This window comes from Mesorhizobium norvegicum (assembly GCF_004919685.1).
In the GTDB taxonomy this organism is placed as follows: Bacteria; Pseudomonadota; Alphaproteobacteria; order Rhizobiales; family Rhizobiaceae; genus Mesorhizobium; species Mesorhizobium norvegicum.
Map to the genome: position 1 here is coordinate 119,713 of NZ_SMYZ01000089.1, position 24,849 is coordinate 144,561.

Sequence of the window (24,849 nt, forward strand, 5' to 3'; positions counted from 1 at the left end):
GACGAAGCGAATTGTGCGGAGCCCAAGCATGGTCAAGACGCCGAAGATGCGACACTCGAAAAGCCGCCGCGAGCCGGTGACCATCGACCTCGAGCCCGGCGCCGTCTCACGCATCGCCGACGAGGACGCCGCCAAGACACAGGCCGGCGCCGAAGAAGCGCCCGTGGAGGCCACGGAAGCCTCTCAATCCGAAATTCCCGAAGAGCCGGTTCACGCCGACCAGACCGATCTGGAGCCCTGGGAGCATGCCGATGCCGCCGCAGGGGCAGCGGAGGCGCAAGCGCCGGCAGATGCCGGAGCCAAAGCCGCCGAACCGGAGCTCCCTTACCCCGGTTCGGATGCGCCGCCCAACCGCGCCAAAGCCTTCGACTACAGTTTCGAGGATGCGTCGGCAACGCGCACCCAGACCGACGCCAGCAAGGCAAAAACCGAGACACGGGACGACAGAGTGGCGCCGACACCGGCCCCGGCAAAGCGTGGTGGCCTCAACGGCATCGCCGCCGGCATCATCGGCGGTGTCATCGCGCTGGTCGGCGCCGGCGGGCTGCAATTTGCCGGCCTGCTCGGGGCGCCGGGCTCCGGCGCCAGTGTCTCGCTCGATGGCGTCAATGGCGAGATCGCCTCGCTGAAGACCGAAATCGCAAGCTTGAAGGACGCCGGCGGCAACAGCGATGCAGCGGCCAAGGTGGTCGGCCTGTCCTCGGGCCTGGAGCAGGTCAAGGCCGATGTCGCGGCGCTGAAATCGGCGGTCGAGAAAGGTGGAGCAGGCGACACCGCCGGGCTCGCCGCACTGGGCGACAAGGTCGCGCAGATCGAAACGGCGGTCGCCGCGCTCGGCAAGGCCGGCAGCACGGCCCCGGTCGATCTCGGCCCGCTCAACGAAAAACTGGCTGGCCTCGACGCGCAGGTGAAGTCGGCCGGCGAGGCGGCGACGGCGCAGGATGGCCGGCTCACCGCGCTGGAGCAGTCGGTGTCGCAGCTTTCCGGCAAGGTCGAAGCGGCCGCAGGACAGCCGAAGATCGCGCTCGCCATTGCTGCCTCTGCGCTCAAGGCGGCGCTCGACCGTGGCGCGCCGTTCTCGGCCGAACTCGAAACCTTTGCCGCGATTTCGCCGGACGCGCCGCAGCTTGCGACGCTGCGTCCCTATGCCGAAAAGGGCGTGCCCACCCGCGCCGAGATCGCAACGCAAGCGGATGCCGCCGCCAGTGCCATGGTCGCTGCTGCGACGCCTGTCGATGAGAATGCCGGCTTCCTGCAGAACCTTTTGTCCAGCGCCGAATCGCTGGTCAAGGTCAGGCCGATCGGCGCCGTCGAAGGCGCCGGTGCGCTGGAAACCGTCGCGCGCATGGAGGCGGCGGTCAACCAGGGCGACTACGCCAAGGCGCTCAGCGAGTATGACACCCTGCCTGAAGCCGCCAAGGCTGCCGGCGCCGACTTTGCCGGCAAACTGAAGGCGCGCATCGAGGTCGAAACCCAGGTCGACGCGCTGATCTCCGGCGCGATGAAGGCATGAGGGCAACACAATGATCCGCCTGCTCGCCTTCCTCATCGTCGTCTTCGCACTCGGGCTGGGCTTTGCCTGGCTGGCCGACCGGCCGGGCGACATGGTTGTCACCTTCAGCGGCTATCAATACCAGGTCAGCCTGATGGTGGCGGCGGTGGCTGTCGTTGCCGTCGTCGCCGCGGTGATGATCCTGTGGTGGCTGCTCAAGTCGCTGTGGAACAGCCCCTACACCATCTCGCGCTATTTCCGTGTTCGCCGCCGTGACCGCGGCTATCAGGCGCTGTCGACCGGCATGATCGCCGCCGGCGCCGGTGACGGCGCGCTGGCCCGCAAGAAGACCAAGGAAGCCGCCAAGCTGATCCGCTCCGACCAGGAACCGCTGATCCATCTGCTCGAGGCGCAGGCGTCACTGCTCGAAGGCGATCACGAAGGCGCGCGGCAGAAATTCGAGAGCATGCTCGACGATCCCGAAATGCGGTTGCTTGGTCTGCGCGGGCTCTATCTCGAAGCCGAACGGCTCGGCGACCGCAATGCCGCGAGGCATTATGCCGGCCGTGCTGCCGCTGTGGCGCCGCAGCTGGCCTGGGCGGCCGAATCGACGCTGGAAGAGCTGACCGCACGCGGCGACTGGGACGGCGCCTTGAAACTGGTCGACGCCCAGAAGTCGACACGGCAGATCGAACGCGATGCCGCCACCCGCCGCCGCGCCGTGCTGTTGACCGCCAAGGCGCAGGCGCTTGCCGACAGCGATCCCGCTGCCGCCAGAACCGCGGCGATCGAGGCCAACCGGCTGCGGCCGGACTTCGCGCCCGCCGCCGTTGCCGCCGCCGCGGCGCTGTTCAAGCAGAACGATGTGCGCAAGGGCTCAAAGATCCTCGAGGCGGCGTGGAAGGCCGAGCCGCATCCGGAGGTCGCCGAACTCTATACCCATGCGAGGCCGGGCGACGCCGTGCTCGACCGCCTCAACCGGGCGAAGAAGCTGCAGGAGATGAAGAAGAACCACGCCGAGTCGTCGATGACGGTGGCACGGGCCGCACTCGACGCGCAGGATTTCTCGACCGCCCGTCGCGAGGCCGAGGCAGCGATCCGGATGGACCGCCGCGAGGGCGCCTATCTGCTGCTCGCCGACATCGAGGAGGCCGAGACCGGCGACCAGGGCAAGGTGCGGCAGCTGCTGTCCAGGGCGGTGCGGGCGCCGCGCGATCCAGCCTGGGTTGCCGACGGCGTGGTGTCCGAACGCTGGGCGCCGGTGTCCCCGATCACCGGCCGGCTCGACGCCTTCGAGTGGCGCGCGCCGATGGAGCGTCTCGGCCAGTTGATCGACAGCCATGAGGATGCACCAGCCAGCGCGGCGCCGGTCATTGAAGCATTGACAAAGCCGACGAGCGAAAAAAGGCCGGCCGAGGTGATCGATGATACCGGTCAGGGCGAGGCGGCGGGCAAGGGCGCCGAGAGCCACGAGGATCATGTCAGGCCGATCACGGCGGCGGCCTTCGCCGCGGTGCCGACCGATGCCGAGGCCGTCGAGCCGGCCGAGGAGCTTGCGCGGCTGCCGGACGATCCCGGCGTCGATCCGGACGAGGAAGCGGAAAAATCGTCGCGCCGGTTTCGGCTGTTTTGAATTGGGCCGGCCGTCGGGCCGTTGGGGTATGGACTTATGTTTGAACGCGTTCTGTCGTTTCTGAGGGATTTGCCGGCCGGCGCCGGCACGCATGCCAGCACGGACGATCCGCGCGTTGCGGCCTCGGCGCTCCTCTATCATGTGATGAATGCCGATGGCGTGCGCCAGGATGTCGAGTGGGAGCGCTTCAAGGCGGTGCTGGCGGAGAGCTACTCGATCAGCGGCGCCGAACTCGAAGCGCTTGCCGCCGCAGGCGAGCGGGCCGACAATGAGGCGATCGATCTCTATGCCTTCACCAGTATCTTGAAGCGCCATCTCGATGCCGATGCGCGCAAGGCCTTCATCGGCCTGATGTGGGAGATCGTCTATGCCGACGGCGAACTGCACGAACTGGAGGACAACACCGTCTGGCGCGTCGCCGAGCTGATCGGCGTCGAACGCCGCGACCGCGTCGAGGCGCGCCGCAAGGCGGCGGCGCACGCACCTGGCGCCACCGGAACATCGAGCGACGAATAGACGGGATTTCGCCTGCCCATGCCGCGCCAAACGAGTTCGAAGCCCAAAATCCTGATCGTGCTGCATCAGGAGAATTCGAGCCCCGGACGCGTCGGCCACATGCTGCTGGAAGAGGGCTTCGATCTCGACATCCGCCGGCCGCCGCTGGGCGACAGCTTGCCGGAAACGCTGGATGGCCACGCCGGCACGGTGGTGTTCGGCGGGCCGATGAGCGCCAATGACGAGGACGAGTTCGTCCGCCGCGAGACCAACTGGCTGGAAATACCGCTCAGGGAGAACCGGCCGTTCCTAGGCATCTGCCTTGGCGCGCAGATGCTGGCCAATCATCTCGGCGGCAAGGTCGAGGGTCATGGCGAAGGACTGGTCGAGATCGGCTGGTACAAGCTGAAGGCGACCGAAGCCGGCAAGCAGCTGATGCACTGGCCTGAGATGGTCTACCAGTTCCACCGCGAGGGTTTTTCGCTGCCGAGGGACGCGACGCTCTTGGCGACGGCCGAGACCTATCCCAACCAGGCCTTCCGCTATGGCGACAATGCCTGGGGCATCCAGTTCCATGGCGAGTTGACCAGGGTGATGATGCAGCGCTGGGTGGTGCGCGGCGCGCATCGCTTCGAGTTGCCGGGCGCGCAGCCCGGCCGCGATCATCTCGGCGGCCGGCTGATCTGGGACATGCATCTCAAGCGCTGGCTGGACGAGTTCCTGCGGATGATTTTCGGCAAGCCGGCTGCGCGGTAGCTCCATCTCTTTGCTTTTCGCAATTCCGAACGGAGAACCGTTTCGCGATTTTCCTGCAATTTCTCCAAAGCGCGTCGCGTCGAAACGGATTCAGGCGACGCGCTTAAGGTCTTTGCCTCCATGCATGTCGTCTCAAAACCGGAGCCGCTTTTGAGCGACATGCATCAGGGTTCGAGCACTGGCCGCATGAAGCTGCGCTCATAGCTGAGAATGCTGCGATTGCGCTTTTCCGTTTCAAAAACATCCTGGCATTCCGGGTCGGCAGCCATCCGCTTGCGATAGTCCTCGTAGTCAGCAAGGCTCGGAAAGCTGAACATGGCATAGGCGATATTGTTCGCTCCTTCGCCCGGAAGGAAATAGCCATGATGGTTTCCGCCGAGGCGATTGACCAGACCGATCCAGCGACGGCCATATTCTTCAAACTCGGCAAGCTTGTAAGGATCAATGACGTATTTCAGGTAACAGGTGATCATGGGAGTTCCTGTGACGGGTGATGTATCTTGCTGACCGTGAGCGAACGTCAGTTCCGCCCGTTGAGATGGCGCACCTTGCGCAATTGCGGGAACAGATAGGCCCACAGGCCCACAACCGCGATGGCGCCGATGCCGCCGACCACCACCGCCGGCACCGTGCCGATGAGCGCCGCCATCGTGCCCGCACGGAATTCGCCGAGCTCGTTGGAGGCGCCGACGAAGACCTGGTTGACGGCGTTGACGCGGCCGCGCACCGCGTCCGGCGTCCACAACTGGATCAGCGTTTCCCTGATATAGACGCTGAACATGTCGGTGGCGCCCAGCAGCGCCAATGCGACGATCGACAGCCAGGTGATGGTCGACAGGCCGAACAGCACGGTGCAGGCACCGAACGACGCGGCGCCGCCGAGCATGACCAGTCCCGCATGGTTGCGGATCGGATGGCCGGCCAGCCAGATGGCGACCCAGATGGAGCCGGCAGCAGGCGCTGAGCGCAGCAGGCCAAGTCCCCACGGGCCGAGATGGAGGATATCGCGCGCGTAGACCGGCAGCAGCGCCGAAGCGCCGGACAGGAGCACGGCGAACAGATCAAGCGAGATGGCGCCCAGCACGATCTTCTCGCTCCAGATATAGCTGAACCCGCCTAACAGGTGCTGCATCGTCGGCTTTTCCGTCTCGGTGCGCTGCGACGGCTTCGGGATGGTGAAGATCAGCAGCCCGGACACAAGCATCAGGACAGCGGCCGTGCCGTAGGCCACTTCCGGCGACACGCCGTAGAGCAGGCCGCCGGCAACCGGGCCAACGATGGTCGCCGTCTGCCAGGCCGACGAATTCCAGGCGATGGCGTTGGCGAAATCCTCCGATGGCACCAGATTGGCGAACAGCGAGGCGGAGGCCGGGCCGAAGAAGGCGCGGGCGACGCCGAACATGGCGAGGACGGCGAAGATCGGCAGCGGCCCGCTGATGCCGCGCAGCGTCAGAAACAGCAGCGCCAGCGCGCACATCGCCTCCACCACCACCGCCAGCGCCATGATCAGGCGGCGGCCGAAGCGGTCGGCGACGACGCCGGTGACCAGCACCAGCAGCAGCGACGGCAGGAACTGGACGATGCCGACCAGGCCGAGATCGAGCGGGTCGCGGGTCAGGTCGTACATCTGCCAGCCGACGGCGACGGACACGATCATGGTGGCGAATGTGGTGAGGAAACGCGCCGCCCAATAGCTCAGAAAGGAGCGGTGGCGGAACGCGGCATAGCGCTGGTCCGGCGAGGTTTGTGCGGATGTCATGGAGTGAGGCCCCGTTGCGATGGCATCAGCTGGCGGGGCACTTCCACGATGGGCGCTGGTCCGGCTGGCGGAACTTTTAGCTCAGTTCGCCGCGGATATGCGTTAAAATCAGTGCTGGATCAAGGAATTTTCAGCCTGTTCCATCGCCCGCACGGGGAAGTTACTGCCTCAGCGCGGCGGAAATGGCGTCGAGGCCGCCCCTCAATTCGGCTTCGGTCGGCCAGCCAAAGCCGACGCGGAAGAAGCGCTTCTCCATCTCGAACCAGTGGCCGGGTCCGACATAGGTGCGGTGGTTCTCCAGCAGGTTCACATAGAACCGGTCGAGGTCGAAGCCGGGATCGACATTCAGGCGGGGGAACCCGACGACACCGCCTTCGGGCCGCACCCAGTCGACCAGTGGCTCGCGGTCGATCCAGGCCTGGACGATGTCGCGACGCCCCGCCATTTCGGGCAGCAGCGTCGCCAGGAAGGCGTCCCGGCGCTCAAGCATGCCGCGCGCGATGCCTTCGTCGATGACGCTGCCGCAGATGCCGATCTGCTCCTTGGCGGCGAGGAATTTCTCCTGAAGCTCCGCATCCCTGGTGATCAGCCAGCCGATACGGATGCCGGGGATGCCGAAGGCCTTGGACAGCGACGAGACGCTGATCGCCTTCGGGCTGAGCGACGCCGCCGCCGGCAGGCGACGGCCGTAGGAGAGGTCGCGGTAGGTCTCGTCGACCAGCAGATGACAATTCGTGCTTTCCGCGAGCGCCACCAGCGCATCGAGCTCGGTTCGGTTCATCATCGTGCCGGTCGGGTTGTGCGGGCAGGTGACGCTGATCAGTTTCGTGTTCGGCTGTATCGCCGCCTTGACGCGTTCGACATCGATGGCGAAGCCTTCCTCGAAGGCCAGGTCGACAAAGCTGATGGCGCAGCCGATCGCCCTTGGGGTTTCGATGTTGGTGGCGTAGTTGGGCCGGATGACGACGAGATGGTCGTTCGCCGACAAGAGCGAGGTCGAGATGATGAACAGCGCGCCGGCGGCACCGGCGGTGATCAGGACATCATCCGGTGAAATACCGGCGTCCTGCGCCGATATCAGTGCACGCAACGCCTTGTCGCCGCGATGCTCGCCATAGAAAAGCGTGAGATCAGGCAGTGACAGCCCGATGTCGGAGAGCTTCTGGTCGGCGATCGAACTTTCGGAGAGATTGTAGCGGATACGTTCGTAGCCGTACTCTTCCGGCGCCTCTTTCTCGATCACCATCCTGGTGTAGTTCATGGCTTCCCCCAAAGACCTTGTCGGCCCCATCCAAGCCATAAAAACATGAAGCCTGCCAAGGCGGATTCGCCGGCAGGCTCCAATCAATCTATTGGCTCAGAGCCGGATTGGGTCTTTGCTTCAGGCTGAAACCTTGGCCTTCCTGCCCTTGGCAGGTGCCTTCACGGGGGCGGCCTTGCGGCCGAGGCCGATCGACTTGGCCAGCAGCGAGCGCGAGGCCGCGTAGTTGGGGGCGACCATCGGATAGTCCGACGGCAAGCCCCACTTGGTGCGATAGGCGTCCGGCGTCAGGCCGAAATGCACACCGAGGTGACGCTTCAGCGATTTGAACTTCTTGCCGTCCTCGAGGCAGATAATGAAATCGGGCGTCACCGACTTCTTGGGGTTGACCGCCGGGACCAGGGGAGCAGCCACCGGAACCACCGGCTTGCCGAGCCCGCTTATCGAGGTGCTGACGCTGGCGATGAGGTCGGCCAGGCCGGAAACGGGCAAGCGGTTCTTCTCGACATAAGCGGATACGATGTGAGCGGTCAGCTCGAGCAGGTCGATGTCTTTACGGGTACTGTTGCTATCGTCGGTCACTCTATTTCTCCGTCTACAGCGAATGACCTGAAAATCGGATTCGACTTTCGGAAAGGATCATGCGCGAAATCAAAATGCTATGGCGTCCTTCGTGCACCCACGGGACGAATGGCGTTGTTGTGGCGCGGAATTCCTAGTCGGCAAATCTGCGTAACGCAATGACTTGGTGTCAAGTCACACGTTATTTTGAACAACTATATTAAACAATAACAGTATCAGACTATCAGCGCCTTGTCGCGCCACAAACGAAATCCGCCTTCGAAGGCGCGTGTGTTGTCACCGCGCCTGGAGTCGGCGGGCAATTCATCGAGCTTGTCGACATTGCCGCCGCCAATGACGACATAGTCAGGCTGCAGGGCGGCGCGAAGCCGGTCGACAACGTCGAAAACATATTTGCGCCATTTCTTCTTGCCGCGCTTTTCGAGGCCGCGCTCGCCGACATAGTCCTCGAAACTCTTGCCCTTCTTGTAGGGCAGGTGCGCAAGTTCCATCGGCTGGGCAACATTGTCGGCAATCATCGCCGCACCGAGACCAGTGCCGAGCCCGAGGAACAGCATGCGCCCGCCCTCATAGCTACCGATGGCCTGCATCAGCGCATCGTTGACCACCTTCACAGGTTTGCCGAACGCACCCGCGAAGTCGAATCCAGCCCAGCCCTTGCCGAGATTGGCGGGGTCGGTCAGCGGCCTGTTGTGATTGACCGGGCCGGGATAGCCCATCGAGACGACATCATAGGACAGGCCCTCGGCGAGCTTCTTCACCGCGTCGATCATCTGCTGCGGCGTCAGGTCCGGTCCGGAGTCGGCGCGGCGCTCCTCGCCGCCGGCGCTGGTGAGGATCTTGACGTGCGAGCCGCCAATATCGATCGAGAGCACGATCTTTTCAGCATCGGCTGCCGGTTGTTTCACCGCCTTGGCCATCGTGTCACCCTCTCACTTTACCGGATCGATCCAGCCATTGGGCGGCCCGAACCCGGCCATGACGTCCGCTGGGCCCCATGTTCCCGGCTCGTAGAGGTGCGGTGGCGTGGTGTCGCCAAGCACCGGGCCGACGATGCGCCAGGCCAGCTCGCTGGCATCCTGGCGGGTGAACAGCTGACCGTTGCCGTTCATGGCATCGCCGATCAGCCGCTCGTAGGGCGGCATGTCGCCCTTGCTGTCGTCGAGCGCCGTCAGCTCGACCTGCTCGCCGATCATGTCGTCGCCCGGCGCCTTGCGCTGGGCGCCGATGGCGATCACCACCTGGGGGTCGATGCGGAAGCGGACGTAGTTCTGGTCGGCAGGCTTGATCGGGTCGAAGACATCGAGCGGCGGCCGCTTCAGCCGCACCACCACTTCGGTGACATGCACCGGCATGTTCTTGCCGGCGCGGATGAAGAACGGCACGTCCTGCCAGCGCCAGGTATCGACGAAGAAACGCACCGCCGCGAAGGTCTCGACCGGCGAGTTCGGCGCTACGCCCGGCTCGGCAAGATAGCCGGTGAACTGGCCACGCACGACATCGTCCCTGGTCAGCGTGCGGATGGCGCGCAGCACCTGGACCTTCTCGTCGATCAAATCGTCGGCGGAACGGCCGACAGGCGGCTCCATGGCAAGCAGCAACAGGATGTTGAGCAGGTGGTTCTCGATGACGTCCCTGATGCAGCCGACATCGTCATAGAAGCGGCCTCGCCCCTCGACGCCGAAATCCTCGGCCATGGTGATCTGCACGCTCTCGACGAAGTTGCGGTTCCAGATCGGCTCGAGGAAGGAGTTGGCGAAGCGGAAATAGAGCAGGTTCTGGATCGCTTCCTTGCCGAGATAGTGGTCGATGCGGAAGATCGACTGTTCGTCGAACACCAGGTGCAGAATCCGGTTCAGCCAGCGCGCCGATTGCAGATCGTGGCCGAAGGGCTTTTCCACCATCAGCCGTGCGCCATGCGCCGTGCCCGATTGTTCCAGGCCCTGGACGACGGTCTCGAACATGGTCGGCGGCACCGCCATGTAGTGCAGCGGCCGCTGCGCCGTGCCGAGCGCGCTTTTCAGTTTCTCGAACGTCGCTCCATCGCGGTAGTCGCCGCTGACATAGCGCAGCAGGGAGGCGAATTTGGCGAACACCTTTTCGTCGATCTTGCCCAGCGCATTGACGATGCCGTCGCGGGCACGCGCCTGCAATTGCTTGAGGTCCCAGGCGTCGAACGCGACGCCGATCACCGGTTCGGTGAGCGTGCCCTTGGCGACCATCTGGTAAAGCGCTGGAAATATCTTCTTGTGAGCGAGGTCGCCGGTCGCCCCGAAGAGCACCAGCGTGTCGGACCGTTCCTGGCTCATGCGCGCGTCTCCCCTGCCGCCGTCACTTGCCGGCCTTCGTCTTTTCGACATGGCCGCCAAAGGCATAGCGCATGGCGGACAACAGCTTGTCGGCGAATTCGGATTCGCCTTGCGAGGAGAAGCGGTCGAACAGCGCCGAGGACAGCACCGGCGCCGGCACGCCGGTGTCGATCGCCGCCTTCAGCGTCCAGCGTCCCTCGCCGGAATCCGAGACGCGGCCGCCGAAATTCGCCAGGCCCGGATCGCTTTTCAATGCGCCGGCCGTCAGGTCGAGCAGCCAGGAGCCGATCACGCTGCCATGCCGCCAGACCTCGGCCACCTGGGGAAGGTCGATATCGAACTGGTAGTATTGCGGGTTTTCCAGCGGGCTGGTCTCGGCGTCCGCCGTCCGTTGCCGCTTGCCGGCATTGGCCGATTTCAGGATGTTCATGCCTTCGGCATAGGCGGCCATGACGCCATACTCGATGCCGTTGTGCACCATCTTGACGAAGTGACCGGCGCCGCTCGGTCCGCAATGCAGGTAGCCAAAGGGCGCGGTCCCGGCATCCTTGGGCGGATTGGAGCCGGCATCGGCGCCGGGTGCCAGCGTGGCAAAGACCGAATCGAGGTGTTGCACCGCCACATCGGGACCGCCGATCATCAGGCAGTAGCCGCGCTCCAGGCCCCAGACACCGCCGCTGGTGCCGACATCGACGAGATGGATACCCTTGCCGGCCAGTTTCGCGGCCTGGTCGACGGCGTCGTGATAGTAGGAATTGCCGCCGTCGATGACGATGTCGCCGGGCTCCATCAGGGCCGCCACCTGATCGATGATCCTGCCGGTGATCGCCGCCGGCAGCATCAGCCACACGCAGCGCGGCTTGGCCAGTTTGCCGACGAATTCTTGCATTGAAGCCGCCCCTAGCGCCCCGTCTGTCACCAGAGCCGCGACGCTGGCGGGATTGATGTCGTAGACGACGCATTCGTGGCCGTCGCGCATCAGGCGCCGGACCATGTTGGCGCCCATCCGGCCCAGTCCCATCATTCCGATCTGCATGGTTTCGTCCCTGTTTCCTGATAGATTTACGGGGTTTATCGAGAAAGGATCACCTGGCTATCCGTGGTCGCCTGATATGACGGAGAAGTCGACATTCTCCCAATCGCCGGTTGCGGGCCAGAAAAAAGTGAAGATCAGCGTGCTTCCCTTGGGGAGGTCGGCAACGGGCAGATCGGCAAGATGGATGCCAAAAGCGTTCTCTGCCGTCTGGCTGTCATGGGCTGATGTCCAGTTGTCGGTGCTCCAATGGACTGTAGCCCGGTCCAACAATTCGATACGCAGCATTTTGCCCACCGGCATGGTGCGGATCTTGTTGTTGAACCGCCACGTCCTGAACGGCGATACGGTCTTGTCCTCGATATAGCGCTTGACGCCTTGCGGCGGCATGTCGAAGACAGCGCCGTCGCGCAGCGAGCGCAACAGCTTGATATGCTCCGAATGCGCCCAGACCAGCGGCATGGCGCTGCCCGAGGCCCTGCCATGCAGCAATTCGCGCTCCGGCATATCAGCGCCGTCCCAGACTTGCTCCGGCAACAGGCCGCCCGGTCCAGCGGACCTTTCAAGCGTCGCCAACAGGCTGGTCGCCTCGTCCTTGCGCCCTGCCGCCAGCTCATAATGGGCGCGTTCGCCGGCGAGCAACGGCCAGGGGCGGCCCTGGCCGGTTCCATCGAAGGGTGCGCCATCTTCATGCTCGCCATAGCCGTCGCCATTGTAGCGGTACCAGAGCGGCCCTTGCGGCAACTCGCAGCGCAATTGCGCATCGATGACCTTGACCGTGTCGACGATGCGCGGGTCATCGGCCGCCCGCAGGCCGAAGCGCACCAGCGCCAGCGCGTCAGGGCTGACGATTTCCTCGGTAGGCCGGTCGCTGTCGCCGGGCGGCCGGTTCTTGATCGGCACATAGCCGTCCTTCGGCGAACCGGCCTCGGCGCTGTCGGGCGGCGCGATGCGCACGTAGTAGCCTTCGACGCCTGCCGCCTTGCAGATCGCCGTGCCGGTGACATAGGTCCAGCACTCGACCTGGTCGTTCCAACCATCTGATGTCTCGCGCAGATAGGTCGCGGCGTCGTCCTTGCCGCAGGCGTCGAGCAGGTCTGCCGCGGCAAGCAGTGCCGCGATCTCGACCGCGAGCGTGAACGGGCTGTAGCCGGCATCCTCTTCCCAGCGGTCTTCGCCGGTGACCGGGCCGTTGCGCACGACATAGCTGGCAGCGCGCTCGATCATCGGCAGGAAGGCTGCGAGCTTTGAGCGCGGCAGATGTCTTGCACGATGCAGCGCGTCGGCCAGCAGCAACGGGAAGGCGCATTCGTCCATCTGGATACCGGGCCAATAGGCCGACCCGTCGAGCCAGGCGTTCTGCGGCCAGTGGCCGTCCGGCTGCTGGATGGAGCTGAGATAGCCGAGGATTTGCAACGCCGAGGCGGCGTCGCCGGCAGCGAGAAAGCCGCCAGCCGTTTCGACCAGATCGCGCGGCCAGACCAGATGATAGCCACCGAGGTCGTCGTCGCCCTTGTTGAAGCCCCATGGGATCGACAGGCTGGCGACCGCGGCGCCCGGCACGACGATCGACCGGTGCGTCGCCAGTACCGCGGTGCTGGTGCGATAGCTGTTGATGCCTGACGCCGTGTGCCGATCCAACTGCAGCAGGCCAGTCTGCCACTTGCGCCAGTTCTGGATGTAAGACTTGGCGGCCGCCGCAAAACCCCGCTTCAGGCTGGCGAAGGCATTTTCAGCCGCCTTGTCGGGCGTTGCGCCAAACCCCAGCGCCAGCAAGGCCCTGGTCTTTGCGGCGGAAAAGCCGATCTCGCCGGTCAGCGCGACATTGCCGTCCTCGGCCCGCTGGCAAGCCGGATCGAGTTCGCCGGTGTTGTGCAGTTGCTGCCAGCCGTCGGAAAAGCCGACATAGCCGGCCGAGCAACTTCGCCAGGGCAGCGACGAGGCCAGCGCCAGGCAAGAGCCGCGCCCCGAGGCAAACAGCACGGGCTTTCCCCTGTGCTCGCCGATCCAGGCGGTGTTGCCCATGCCGGCATTGACCAGATGCGGCGCCAGAAGCGCATAGACACGGTAGTCGCCGGGCGCACCCTTGAGCGGTGTGAAGGTGATTTCCTGCAGCAGTGTGGGGCGAGCCGGATCGGCAAGGATGCGCTTCTCGATCCGCCAGGCGCCGTCGGCGGCTGTATTGACCAGCCTGTAGGCGGGTACGCCGTCCTCGAACGGTTCGATGATGTGCGCGGCATCGCGCTTCTCTTCCGAGAAGTAGCCGTCGGGGCCGGTGACGATCAGGCCGAGGTCGCGCGTGCAGGCGCTGTCGACGCGCGGATAGTAGATTTCGTTGAGGATGCCGTGGCTGATCGTGAACCAGATCTGGCCGGCCGGCGAAAGCGACGTTCCGACGCCGCTCTTGGCGCTCGACGTCCAGCGGGCCGGAATTCCCGGGGCGCCCGGAGCAACGGTTGGCGTCACTGGCATTCTGTTTCGGTCTCCTGGCCCCCTCCCTAGACCAGGACGCGAAGCCTTTTCAATCATTGCACCGCAAGTTGATCAGACACCGCCAATGGCGCGTCGTTGACAGCGGCGCCGGCATGCGTCCACTATTTCCCGGCACGGGAGGATCGTGAAAGCCAATGCCGGAAGTGTCCCTGGTCCTGATCGACCGGCTGCTGGCGATCTCGCGGGCGCTTGCCGGCCATATCGATCCCGGCACGGCGTTCCGCGCGACAGCCATCGAGATCGGCTCGCTCATTCCGCACGACCACATGGATCTGGCGGTGCTGTCGCATGATGGCCGCCGGCACGCCTGTTATGAAGCCGGCTTCCACACCAGCTGGAGCGAGCTTGCCCAGCATCCGCTGCCGACCGAAGTCAGCCCGATCCGCTCGGTGCTGTGGGGCGAAGTACCCTATCTGCTCGCCGACGACGCGTTGAGCGACCAGCGCTTCCATTTCGCCACCGCCATCGATGGACCGATCTTCGCCGCCCGACTGCGCAGCCGCATCGTCGTGCCGCTCAGGGCGCGCGGCGGTATCATCGGTGCGCTCAACATCAGCCGGCACGAGGTCGACTGCTACACGCTTGCCGATGTCGCGGTCGCCCAGCAATGCGCCGATCTGATCGCGCCCTATATCTTCGCGCTGATCCAGACCGAGGAGGCGCGCCGCGCCATGCTGGCCGAGAGCGAGGCGCGCAACCGCGTCGAACTGCTGCGGGTCGGCGCCTCGCAACTGACCGAAGGCATGGAGCGCGAACGCCGGCGCATGGCCATGGACCTGCACGACCAGACGCTTGCCGATCTCGCCCGCATCGCGCGCCAGCTTTCGGCCCTTCGCGGCCAGGGTGTGGCGCGGGCGGCGCAGCTTGCCGATCTCGAGCAGGAGGTCGCCGGTTGTCTGACCGAACTGCGCCACATCGTCGACGACATGCGGCCGAGCGTGCTCGAATTGTTCGGCCTGCGCGACGCCGTCGAGGCGCATCTCAACCGCAGCGTCGCCAGAGCCAAGCCGCCGATTGCCGTGCGCATCGCCGACACCAGCGACGGCGGCGCCGACAGCCTGTCCGAGCCAGTGCGGACCGCGCTCTACCGGATCGTGCAGGAAGCCATCAACAATGCCGTCCGCCACGCCGTTCCGCGCCGCATCGACGTGCTGCTGGCGTCGACCGCGAGCGTGCTGCGGGTGATCGTCACCGATGACGGCCAGGGCTGCGGCGCTGTCGATCCGGCGGCGCATGGCGGCATTGGCCATATGCATACGCGCGCGGCCCTTATCGGAGCGCGCCTGCGCATCGGCCAGGCCGGCCGCAAGAGCGGCGGCACCCGTGTCGTCGTCGAGATCGACCGCCAGCCATTGCCGGTTGCGGCGGCTGCAACGGCGCTCGGTCAACTCGCCATATCGGAGGCCATGTAATGCTTGTGATGATCGCCGAGAATGACGGACTGCACCGCACCTTCGCACGGCGGACCGTCGAGCAATTATGGCCCGGCGACGTCGAGGTGATCGAAGCGAGCGACGGCGAGGACGCCATCAACCTGGCGGCTGAACGCGAGCCGCCGCATGTGGTGCTCGACCTGCAGATGCCAAAGGCGACCGGGATCGAGGTCGCCAGGGCGATCTGGAACCGCCGCGCCGGCACGCACATCCTGTTCTGGTCGAATTTCGCCGACGAGGCCTATGTGCGCGGCGTGGCGCGCATCGTGCCGCCCGGCTCGGTCTACGGCTATGTGCTCAAATCGGCGACGGAGGAAGGCATGCGGTCCGCCTTGCGCGGCGTTTTCCGCGAAGGCCATTGCATCATCGATCGCGAGATCCGCGGCATCCAGCATCGCGTGCAAGACAAGTTCGAGGGCATCACCGACGGCGAATATGAAAGCCTGATCGACATCGCGCTCGGCCTGACCGACCGGGCCATCGCCGCACGCCGCGGCCTGTCGATCCGTGGCGCGCAGAGCCGCATCAAGCATGTCTATGACAAGCTCGGCATCGTGCCGGCGGAAGACGGCGCCAGCGATGCTTCCGTGTTCAACTCGCGGACGCGGGCGATCTATCTCGCCATGGCGCGCGGCCTGATCAACATCGACGCGCTGCGCCGCGAGCAGGACCGGCTCGATGCCTGGCTGGCTGAGGCGCCGCCAGGCCACTGATTTCGACCCTGTGCGACTGTGCAAACGCACAGTCGGCCTTGCGCTTTGACCCGTATCGCTACGCCGGCGCCGCAACTACGCTCGACCCCAACAAGAAGACATATCGGGGAAGCGCTCATGCCATTCGTCACCATGCGGATCTGCACGGCTGTTGGCACCGCCGGGAGCCGGTGATGTCGGTGTCGGCGCGCGCCCGCCATTCCGGCTTCGACGACGTCGTCGGCGATGCGACCATTGAGACGCTGGCGAACGGCTTCGGCTTCCTCGAAGGGCCGGTCTGGCACCCTTACGAGAAGTGGCTGATCTTCTCCGACATTCCGGAAAGCCGGATGTACCGCCGCAATGCCGAGGGCGAAATCGAGCTGTTCCGCGAGCCGAGCCACAAGGCCAACGGCAACACGCTGGATCGCCACGGGCGGCTGGTCACCTGCGAGCACGCGACGAGCCGGGTGACCCGCGCCGAGCCCAATGGCAGCGTGACGGTGCTTGCCACACATCACCAGGGCAAGCAGCTCAACAGCCCGAACGACGTTGTCGTTGCCACCGGCGGATCGATCTACTTCACCGATCCGGGCTATGGCCGAGTGGAATTCTACGGCGTGCCGCGGCCACAGGAGCTGCCGTTCCAGGGCGTCTACCGTATCGACGGCGACGGCGCCCGGCTGACACTGCTGGCCGACGATTTCGTGCAGCCGAACGGGCTTTGCTTTTCGCTCGACGAGTCGCGGCTGTTCGTCAACGACACCGAACGCGGACACATCAGGGTGTTCGGCGTGGAAGCGAATGGCGACCTTAATGGCGGCGCCGTCTGGGCCGTGACCGAGGGCGAGGGGCCGGGAGCGCCCGACGGTATGAAGATCGACAGCCGCGGCAATCTCTATTGCACCGGCCCCGGCGGCATCCATGTCTTCGACGCGTCGGGCGCCATACTGGGTGTGATCCGGACACCGGAAAATTGCGCGAATTTCACCTTCGGCGACGACGATCTGCAAAGCCTCTACATCGCCGCGTCGACGTCGCTGTACCGGCTCCGGGTGCGCGTGCCGGGATTGAGACTGTTTTGAGCCCGCGACGATCCGTGCTCAAATCAGATTGGGAGTGAGGCCGGGTCAAAGCCGGCGGGAAATGCAGCAGTCAACATCTGGGAGGATTACGACATGAAGAAACTGTTCGTCTTGGGCGCTCTGGCGGCGATGCTCGCCTCGGGCACGGCGCTGGCCGACACCAGCGGCAAGAAGATCGCCTTCTCCAACAACTATGCCGGCAATTCCTGGCGGCAGGCGATGCTCGACAGCTACGGCATCGTCACCAAGAAGGCGGTTGCCGACAAGATCGTCGGCGCGGCCGATATCTTCACCACCGCCGACAAGGAAGTGCCGACGCAGGCAGCACAGGTGCAGAACCTGATCCTGCAGGGCTATGACGCGATCGTCATCAACGCCGCTTCGCCGGATGCGCTCAACGGCGCCATCAAGCAGGCCTGCGACGCCGGCATCACCGTCGTCTCTTTCGACGGCACCGTGACTGAGCCCTGCGCCTACCGCGTCGTCGTCGACTTCAAAGACATGGGCAAGCAGGAAGTCGAGCAGATGGCCAAGTTCCAGCCCAAGGGCGGCAACCTGCTGGAAATCCGTGGCCTTGCCGGCACCTCGATCGACGATGCCATCCATGCCGGCATCCTCGAAGGTGTCGCCGCCCATCCCGAGTTCAAGATCGTCGGTTCGGTGACCGGGGACTGGGACCAGACGACGGCACAAAAGGCGGTGGCGACCATCCTGCCGTCGCTGCCCGATATCGTCGGCATCGTCGACCAGGGCGGTGACGGCTATGGCGCCGCACAGGCCTTCGCCGCCGCCGGCAAGCCACGCCCGACCATCATCATGGGCAACCGCCAGGACGAGTTGCAGTGGTGGAAGGAACAGAAGGACAAGGACGGCTACCAGACCTGGTCGGCATCGATCGCGCCAGGCGTCTCGTCGCTCGCCTTCTGGGTTGCACAGCAGGTGCTTGACGGCCGCACCGACATCCCGCACGACCTGCTGGTGCCGTATCTGGCCTTCACCCAGGACGATTTCGAGGCCGAGCTGCCGAAGATCGTCAAGGGCGGCGTCGCCAGCCACGAATACACGCAGGAAGACGCGATCGCAGCCATCAAAGCCAACATCAAGTGAGCATCACGGCAGCGTTGCCGTCCGTATCGCCGAGCGGATATCGTTGAGCATGCCTGAAGGGAACGCTGACATCATCAGACTGAACGGCGCCGAAAAGCATTTCGGCGCCGTTCGCGCACTGGGCGGCGTGGATTTTCACGTCGGATCCGGCGAGTGTGTCGGGCTTGTCGGCCACAATGGCGCCGGCAAATCGACGCTGATGCACATGGTGGCGGGCACGCTGGTGCCCGACAGCGGGCAGATCGGCGTGCATGGCGGCACCGAGGACAACTACTCGGTGTCGCGGGCGCAGCAGCTCGGCATACGCTGCGTGTTCCAGGAATTGTCGCTGTGCCCCAATCTCAGCGTCGCCGAGAACACACGCATCAACCACGCTTCGCTGCGTGGCTTCGGCTGGCGGCGCAAGGCGGCCGGTTTGATCGCCGCCAAGCTCGATGAGATTTTTCCGGGTCACAGCATCTCGGCGTCGGATATTGTCGGCGACCTATCGATCGGCCGGCGCCAGATGGTCGAGGTGGCGCGCGCCTTCACCGTCACCCAGGATCGTCTCGACCTCGTCATCCTCGACGAGCCGACATCGTCGCTGGACGCGCACACGGCCGGCCAGCTGCTGACCTTCGTGCGCCGCTTCGTCGCCGGCGGCAAAAGCTGCATCCTGATTTCGCATGTGCTGGGCGAGGTGCTGCGGAACGCCGACCGCATCGTGGTGATGCGCGACGGCAAGGTGGTTGTCGCTGACGCCGCCAGTGCCTTCGACCGCGACCGGCTGGTGACGGCGATGGGCGGGGCCGAAGCGCGCCAGAAGATCGCGGCGCAAATCGCAGCCGCCAAGCCCGGCGCCAGTCCGCTGCGGGTTCGGGCGCGGCCCGCCGCGCAGAAGGACGGCACCGACCTCGTCGCCTGTGCCGGTGAGATCATCGGCCTCGCCGGGCTGGCGGGGCATGGCCAGACCGACCTGCTGCTGGCGATCTTCGCTGCGGCATCGCGCGCCCGGACCGGCATCGAGGTGACGGCGCCGGTGGCGCTGGTCGCCGGAGACCGTCAGTCGGACGGCATTTTTCCGCAATGGTCGATCGCGCAGAATATCGGCATCCGCTCGCTGGCACGCCTGCGCAACGGGCTGCTGATCTCGCCGCAGCGCGAGGCCGAGCTTGCTGCATTTTGGCAGGAGAAGATCGGCATCCGCACGCCTGACATGAACAACAACATCTTTTCGCTGTCGGGCGGCAACCAGCAGAAGGCGCTGTTTGCCCGTGCCCTCGGCTCGGACGCGCAGATCGTGCTGATGGACGACCCGATGCGCGGCGTCGATATCGGCACCAAGCTGGAGGTCTACGACCTCGTGCGCGAAGAGGCCGGCCGCGGCCGCACCTTCCTCTGGTACACCACGGAAACCGAAGAGCTCGACAATTGCGACCACATCTATGTCTTCAAAAACGGCCGCATCGTCGCCAATCTGCGCCGCGACGAGTTGACCGAAGAGAAGATCATCCAGTCCTCCTTCGGCGATGCGGCCTGAGATGACGGCCGCCAGCCTCGACACCGCTGCCAGGACTTCCGCCGAACGTGGCGCGCTGGCCCGCGCCCGCCTGTTGCGCGGGCTGCTGCCGGCGCTGTCGCTGGCGCTGGTGCTGCTCGCCATCGCCTGGCTCAACCCGCGCGCCATCAGCTATTTCGGCTTCAGCCTGATGCTCAACCTGGCGATCCCGATCGCGCTGGCAACGATCGCGCAGATGTTCGTCATAGCCGGTAATGAGCTCGACCTGTCGATCGGTACTTTCGTCGGCTTTGTCGGCTGTGTCACCGCGACCTGGCTGAAGGATGCGCCGCTCATCGGCGTCGCCATCCTGCTCGGGTCGATCGGCGTCTATGCGCTGCTCGGCGCGCTGATCCATCTGCGCAACCTGCCTTCCATCGTGGTGACGCTCGGCATGAGCTTCGTCTGGCAAGGGCTCGCGATTCTCGTTTTGCCCAAACCGGGGGGCAAGGCGCCGGACTGGCTGCTTGGGCTGATGGCGTTCAAGCCGCCTTTCGTGCCGTTCCCGATCATCGCGGCGCTGCTCATCGGCCTCATCGTCCACTTCGGCCTGATGCGTACCTCCTATGGCGTGATCCTGCGCGGCTCCGGCGGCAATCCGGCGGCACTCGCCCGCGCCGGCTGGTCGCTGCTCAAGACCAAGATCGTGCTGTTTGCGCTGGCCGGCCTGTTCGGCGTGCTGTCCGGCATGGCGCTGATCGGCATCACCACCTCGGCCGATGCCAATATCGGCAATGGCTACACGCTGCTGGCAATCGCCGGCGTCATCCTCGGCGGCGGCGAATTCGTCGGCGGGCGGGTGTCGCCGATCGGTGCGGTGATTGGCGCCCTGACATTGGCGCTCGCAGCCTCGCCGCTGCTCACCTTCATGCACATCCCGCCCGACTGGCAGGTCGCCGCCAACGGCGCCATCCTCATCATCGTGCTGGCGGCGCGGGTGCTGATCAGCCGCAAGGAGAGGTGAGCGATGGCCTCGGTGAAATCGCTGCTGACAAAACCCTGGATCTGGTCGTTTCTCGGCGCCCTGCTGGTGTGGCTGGCGACGATTGCCTTCACCGGCGGCTATGGCGCCGGCGGCATGGTGACCGCGGCCCTGTCGCTGGCGGTGTTCACGGTCATTGTCGGTGTCGGCCAGATGTTCGTCATCACGCTCGGCCCGGGCAATGTCGACCTGTCGTTGCCGGCCAATATAGGCCTTGCCAGCGCCGTCGCGATGAAAGTGATGGACGGCAACGACTCGATGATCGTGGTCGGACTGCTGGCGGCGCTCGCCTGTGGGGCTGCGGTCGGCGCCGCCAACTACCTGCTGATCTGGGCGCTGCGCATCCCGCCGATCATCGCCACCTTGTCGGCCAGCTTCATCATCCAGTCGATTGACATCAGCTATGGCCGCGGACTGCAGATCAAGCCGCCGCCGGGCTTCGCCGATTTCGCCAACTGGCAGATACTGGGCATTCCGGTGCTGGCGATCCTCACAGTGCTGTTCACCATCGGTGCAGCCATCGCGCTGCAGCGCATGATCTATGGCCGCTCGGTGCTGGCGATCGGCCAGAACATCCGCGCCGCGTGGCTGGCGGGCGTCAATGTCGGCCGCATCCGCTTCCTCACCTACACGCTGTCGGGCGCGCTCGGCGGCATCGATGGCGCGCTGCTCGCCGGCTATTTCCGTGGCGCCAATGTCGATATCGGCAATGAATATCTGCTGGCCTCGATCGCCGTCGTCGTTATCGGCGGCACGTCGGTGGCCGGCGGCAAGGCCAATGTGCCCGGCGTGTGGGGCGCGGCGCTGTTCCTGGTGCTGCTGCTGACCATGCTCAACACGTTCGGCGTCAGCGCCGGCGTGAGGTTGTTGCTGACGGGGCTGATCATTGTCGGGGTGATCACGGCGGCGGGCGGGCAGAAGGCGCTGCGTTAGACGACGCAGAACGTTTTATGCTGGCGGGACAGCACCCCCCTCTGTCCTACCGGACATCTCCCCCGCAAGGGGGGAGATTGGCCGTTATTTTGGCTTTCGCCAATATTCAACGTTGCAAGGTGAGCGAGGCGCAGAAGCTGTCAATCTCCCCCCTTGCGGGGGAGATGCCCGGCAGGGCAGAGGGGGGTGTGAAGGATCGCTACTTCTGAGATGATGGCGGCGAAGGCCGGCGCCAGGCACCTCAAACGGCTAATCATTGTGCCAGGCCGGCATACGGTTCCCATCGGCGTCATGGCGCTGTAAATCCCGTTCGCGCGGCCACGGCCGCTGAATAGTGCTGGGAGGTTATGCTTGTCCGATTTCTTGAAGGTCAACCGCGACGGCGATGTCGCCATCGTCACCATCGACAATCCGCCGGTTAACGCGCTGAGTTTTCATGTCCGCGAACCGCTGATGCAGGCGCTGGTTGAGCTGCGGGATGATGCTTCGGTGTCTGCCATCGTCATCGCCTGTGCCGGCCGGACCTTTGTTGCCGGGGCCGACATCACCGAATTCGGCAAACCGATGCAGCAACCCGAGCTGCGCGCCATCGTGGCCATGCTGGAAACCATCGCCAAGCCGACGGTGGCCGCCATCCACGGCACCGCGCTTGGCGGCGGGCTGGAACTGGCGCTCGGCTGCCATTTTCGCGTCGCCGACGCCGGCGCCAAGCTCGGTCTGCCGGAGGTGAAGCTCGGCCTGTTGCCGGGCGGCGGCGGCACGGTGCGGTTGCCGCGCCTGGTCGGCGCGCTGAAAGCCTTGAAGATGATCGTTTCCGGTGCGCCGATCGGAGCGACCGAGGCGCATGCCGCCGGTCTCGTCGATGCTGTTTTCGAAGACGATCTAACCACGCATGCGGTGAACTTTGCCAGGGAAATCGCCCGCAAGGGTGGCCCCTTCACGCCGGTGCGCGATCGCGACGAGGGGCTCAGGGAGACCGACCTCGCGGCTTTAGACGCCGAGGCAGCGGACCTCGCCAGGAAAGCGCGCGGCCTCGAGGCACCGATCGCTTGTGCGCAGTCGGTACGCAATGCCGTGACGCTGCCTTTCGACGAGGCGCTGGCGGCGGAGCGGGCGCTGTTCGTCAAGCTGGTCGCCAGCGACCAGTCGCGGGCGCAGCGCCATCTTTTCTTCGCCGAACGTGAGGCGGCAAAGCTTCCCGGCAAGGACATCGTCAAGCGCCGGATCGCCCGCGTCGGCGTCATTGGCGCCGGCACGATGGGCGGCGGCATCGCCATGGCCTTCGCCAATGGCGGCTATCCCGTGACCTTGCTGGAAACCAGCCATGAGGCATTGCAGCGCGGGCTGGCGACCATCGACAAGAACTATTCGGTGTCCGTCACGCGCGGCTCGCTGACGGCAGATGCCAAGCGCGAGCGCCTCGCCCAGTTCAAAGGCTCTACCGACTATGCCGATCTCGCCGATTGCGACCTGATCGTCGAGGCGGTGTTCGAGGACATGGCGGTCAAGAAGGAGGTCTTCGGCAAGCTCGAAGCGGTGGCCAAGCCGGGCGCGATCCTTGCCACCAACACCTCCTATCTCGACATCAACGAAATCGCCGCCTCGACCTCGCGGCCGCAGGATGTGCTCGGCCTGCATTTCTTCTCACCGGCCAATGTCATGAAGCTGCTGGAGATCGTCCGGGCCGACAAGACCGCGCCCGATGCGCTGGCGACTGTCGTCGACCTGGCGCGGCGGATCGGCAAGGTGGCTGTCGTCGTCGGTGTGTGCCATGGCTTCGTGGGCAATCGCATGCTGGCGGCGCGCGGCTCGGAATCCGAAGCGTTGCTGCTGGAAGGCGCGACACCCAGCCAGATAGACAAGGCCTTCACCGATTTCGGCTGGCCGATGGGGCCGTTCCAGATGGGCGATCTCGCCGGCCTCGACATTGGCTGGCGCAACCGCAAGGCACGCGGCCAGACAGCCGTGATCGCCGACACGCTGTGCGAACAAGGCCGTTTCGGTCAGAAGACCGGCCGGGGTTTCTATCTCTACGAGGCTGGCGCGCGCACACCAGTGCCGGATCCCGAGGTTGAAGCGCTGATCCGCGACAAGGCTGCCGAGAAGGGCATCGCGCCGCGTGAGATCGGCGCGGAAGAAATCATCGAGCGCACGCTTTATCCCCTGGTCAACGAGGGCGCGAAGATCCTGGAGGAAGGCATAGCGGCCCGCGCGTCCGACATCGATGTCGTCTGGGTCAACGGCTATGGCTTTCCCGTGGGCAAGGGCGGGCCGATGTTCTGGGCTGGCCTCGAAGGTCCGGCCAAGATCATCGAGCGGCTCGACCACTGGCATCAGCGGACGGGCAAGGGTGTGTTCGAGCCCGCGCCGCTGCTGAAGCAGATGGCCGAGACCGGGTCGTGGGAAGCTGGGGGCTAGGCGACCTATCGGATCCGCGCGTCGATGATCTCGACGAAGCGCGCGAAGAGACCGGCCTGCGACTTGATCTTGAGCTTGCGGTAGATGTTGCGGCGATGGACCTTCACGGTTCCCGGCACGATGCGCATCGCCCTGGCGATCGACTCTGTGGAATGCCCCTGCAGCACCAGGTCGACGACATGCTTTTCGCGCGGCGTCAGCGACAGGCTCTTCCAGATATGGGCACGGTCGAAGTCGTTGACCGGCGCTATCGTCTCGTCCTGCTTCATTTGTGCCGGTTCGTCGATCGGCAGGGCGGGCCAGCGCAACCTGATGAAGCTGATCACCGCCGGCGCCATGTCGCGCAACAGCCTGGCATCGGCGGTGCCGAACGGGCCCGAAGCGCGCAGCCGCATCAGCGAGACCACCAGCGCATCCTTGCCCGGCAGCGGCACGAAGAAGCCGACCTCCTCGGCCAGTCTGGTCTGGCTGTAGTAGGAACGAAAATATTCGCTGGCATAGAAGCGGTCCGGCGCCAGTTCGCGCATGCGCCAGAAGCCTTCCTTACGCTCGACCGCCGCGTGGTGAAACGGGTCGAGCAGATACGGCCCCTCCTGGTAGAGCGCAACGAAGACGTGGCTTTCGGCGGGCGAGAACGTCTCGAACAGCAGCGGCGGGCGCGAGGCGCCGCGATAGCCGAAGATCACACAGTGATCGAAGCTGACATGCTGCCGCAGCCAATCGACCAGCGCCTTGCCGAAGAGGTCGCCGCTCGTATCCCGCGTCGCCGCGACGAGCGCGGCGAGCTGGCTGTATTCGTCGCTGCGGGACAATCTATACCCCCTTAAACGAGAAAATAGATCAGATATA

The 24,849-nt window shown here is 65.1% G+C and carries 21 protein-coding genes; 12 read left to right on the plus strand and 9 right to left on the minus strand.

Going from position 1 to position 24,849, the window contains the following annotated elements:
• The first annotated feature begins 28 nt into the window (after positions 1-28).
• From FCU66_RS34125 to FCU66_RS34140, 4 genes are read left to right on the plus strand one after another with little or no spacing between them, the layout of a single operon-like run.
• Positions 29-1,513, plus strand: coding sequence for a COG4223 family protein (locus tag FCU66_RS34125; protein WP_136618052.1), 1,485 nt, complete (start codon positions 29-31; stop codon positions 1,511-1,513).
• A 10-nt stretch (positions 1,514-1,523) separates the two neighbouring features.
• Positions 1,524-3,125, plus strand: a complete 1,602-nt coding sequence (locus FCU66_RS34130) for a heme biosynthesis protein HemY (RefSeq protein WP_136618051.1) — start codon at positions 1,524-1,526, stop codon at positions 3,123-3,125.
• Between the two features lie 36 nt (positions 3,126-3,161).
• The gene (locus FCU66_RS34135; protein ID WP_136618050.1) at positions 3,162-3,641 is read left to right on the plus strand and encodes a tellurite resistance TerB family protein; all 480 of its coding nucleotides are present in this window, start codon (positions 3,162-3,164) and stop codon (positions 3,639-3,641) included.
• 18 nt (positions 3,642-3,659) lie between these two features.
• Complete coding sequence (locus tag FCU66_RS34140) at positions 3,660-4,376, plus strand: glutamine amidotransferase (RefSeq protein ID WP_136618049.1); 717 nt, start codon at positions 3,660-3,662, stop codon at positions 4,374-4,376.
• 164 nt (positions 4,377-4,540) lie between these two features.
• On the opposite strand, the gene FCU66_RS34145 is transcribed toward FCU66_RS34140, so the two are convergent.
• The 8 genes from FCU66_RS34145 to FCU66_RS34180 all read right to left on the minus strand — a co-directional run bounded on the left by FCU66_RS34145 (position 4,541) and on the right by FCU66_RS34180 (position 13,792).
• On the minus strand, positions 4,541-4,849 hold the full coding sequence (locus FCU66_RS34145) for an NIPSNAP family protein (RefSeq protein ID WP_136618048.1): 309 nt from the start codon (positions 4,847-4,849) through the stop codon (positions 4,541-4,543).
• Between the two features lie 47 nt (positions 4,850-4,896).
• Positions 4,897-6,135 (minus strand): MFS transporter, encoded by a 1,239-nt coding sequence (locus FCU66_RS34150; protein ID WP_136618047.1) that lies wholly within the window; start codon positions 6,133-6,135, stop codon positions 4,897-4,899.
• 160 nt (positions 6,136-6,295) lie between these two features.
• Positions 6,296-7,396 carry an aminotransferase class I/II-fold pyridoxal phosphate-dependent enzyme gene (locus tag FCU66_RS34155; protein ID WP_136618046.1) on the minus strand — a complete coding sequence of 367 codons (1,101 nt, stop codon included), beginning with the start codon at positions 7,394-7,396 and terminating at the stop codon, positions 6,296-6,298.
• Between the two features lie 120 nt (positions 7,397-7,516).
• Entirely contained in the window at positions 7,517-7,978 is a 462-nt protein-coding gene (locus FCU66_RS34160; protein ID WP_136618045.1) for a Ros/MucR family transcriptional regulator, read from the minus strand.
• A gap of 215 nt (positions 7,979-8,193) precedes the next feature.
• Positions 8,194-8,898: an ROK family protein gene (locus tag FCU66_RS34165; RefSeq protein ID WP_136618044.1), complete on the minus strand. Its 705-nt coding sequence runs from the start codon at positions 8,896-8,898 to the stop codon at positions 8,194-8,196.
• A gap of 12 nt (positions 8,899-8,910) precedes the next feature.
• Positions 8,911-10,287, minus strand: a complete 1,377-nt coding sequence (zwf, locus tag FCU66_RS34170; RefSeq protein WP_136618043.1) for a glucose-6-phosphate dehydrogenase — start codon at positions 10,285-10,287, stop codon at positions 8,911-8,913.
• Positions 10,288-10,309: 22 nt separating this feature from the next.
• A complete protein-coding gene (gene gnd, locus FCU66_RS34175; protein ID WP_136618042.1) occupies positions 10,310-11,323 on the minus strand; it encodes a phosphogluconate dehydrogenase (NAD(+)-dependent, decarboxylating) in 1,014 nt (337 codons plus the stop codon).
• A 57-nt stretch (positions 11,324-11,380) separates the two neighbouring features.
• On the minus strand, positions 11,381-13,792 hold the full coding sequence (locus FCU66_RS34180) for a glucan 1,4-alpha-glucosidase (protein ID WP_136618041.1): 2,412 nt from the start codon (positions 13,790-13,792) through the stop codon (positions 11,381-11,383).
• 155 nt (positions 13,793-13,947) lie between these two features.
• Here FCU66_RS34180 and FCU66_RS34185 point away from each other — a divergent pair, with 155 nt between their 5' ends.
• From FCU66_RS34185 to FCU66_RS34225, 8 genes are all read left to right on the plus strand, one after another.
• On the plus strand, positions 13,948-15,225 hold the full coding sequence (locus FCU66_RS34185) for a histidine kinase (RefSeq protein ID WP_136618040.1): 1,278 nt from the start codon (positions 13,948-13,950) through the stop codon (positions 15,223-15,225).
• Positions 15,225-15,959: a response regulator transcription factor gene (locus FCU66_RS34190; protein ID WP_136618039.1), complete on the plus strand. Its 735-nt coding sequence runs from the start codon at positions 15,225-15,227 to the stop codon at positions 15,957-15,959. Before FCU66_RS34185 ends, FCU66_RS34190 begins: the two co-directional genes overlap by 1 nt.
• Before the next feature lie 173 nt (positions 15,960-16,132).
• Positions 16,133-17,023, plus strand: a complete 891-nt coding sequence (locus FCU66_RS34195; protein ID WP_136618038.1) for an SMP-30/gluconolactonase/LRE family protein — start codon at positions 16,133-16,135, stop codon at positions 17,021-17,023.
• 93 nt (positions 17,024-17,116) lie between these two features.
• Positions 17,117-18,130 carry an ABC transporter substrate-binding protein gene (locus tag FCU66_RS34200; protein WP_136618037.1) on the plus strand — a complete coding sequence of 338 codons (1,014 nt, stop codon included), beginning with the start codon at positions 17,117-17,119 and terminating at the stop codon, positions 18,128-18,130.
• Between the two features lie 49 nt (positions 18,131-18,179).
• Positions 18,180-19,649 (plus strand): sugar ABC transporter ATP-binding protein, encoded by a 1,470-nt coding sequence (locus FCU66_RS34205; RefSeq protein WP_136618036.1) that lies wholly within the window; start codon positions 18,180-18,182, stop codon positions 19,647-19,649.
• A 1-nt stretch (position 19,650) separates the two neighbouring features.
• Positions 19,651-20,631 (plus strand): ABC transporter permease, encoded by a 981-nt coding sequence (locus FCU66_RS34210; protein ID WP_168991878.1) that lies wholly within the window; start codon positions 19,651-19,653, stop codon positions 20,629-20,631.
• A 3-nt stretch (positions 20,632-20,634) separates the two neighbouring features.
• Positions 20,635-21,582 (plus strand): ABC transporter permease, encoded by a 948-nt coding sequence (locus FCU66_RS34215; RefSeq protein WP_126066859.1) that lies wholly within the window; start codon positions 20,635-20,637, stop codon positions 21,580-21,582.
• 351 nt (positions 21,583-21,933) lie between these two features.
• Positions 21,934-24,000, plus strand: a complete 2,067-nt coding sequence (locus FCU66_RS34225; protein ID WP_136618034.1) for a 3-hydroxyacyl-CoA dehydrogenase NAD-binding domain-containing protein — start codon at positions 21,934-21,936, stop codon at positions 23,998-24,000.
• 5 nt (positions 24,001-24,005) lie between these two features.
• Here the strand turns inward: FCU66_RS34225 and FCU66_RS34230 are convergent, their stop codons facing one another.
• The gene (locus tag FCU66_RS34230) at positions 24,006-24,812 is read right to left on the minus strand and encodes a response regulator transcription factor (RefSeq protein WP_136618033.1); all 807 of its coding nucleotides are present in this window, start codon (positions 24,810-24,812) and stop codon (positions 24,006-24,008) included.
• Between the last annotated feature and the right edge of the window lie 37 nt (positions 24,813-24,849).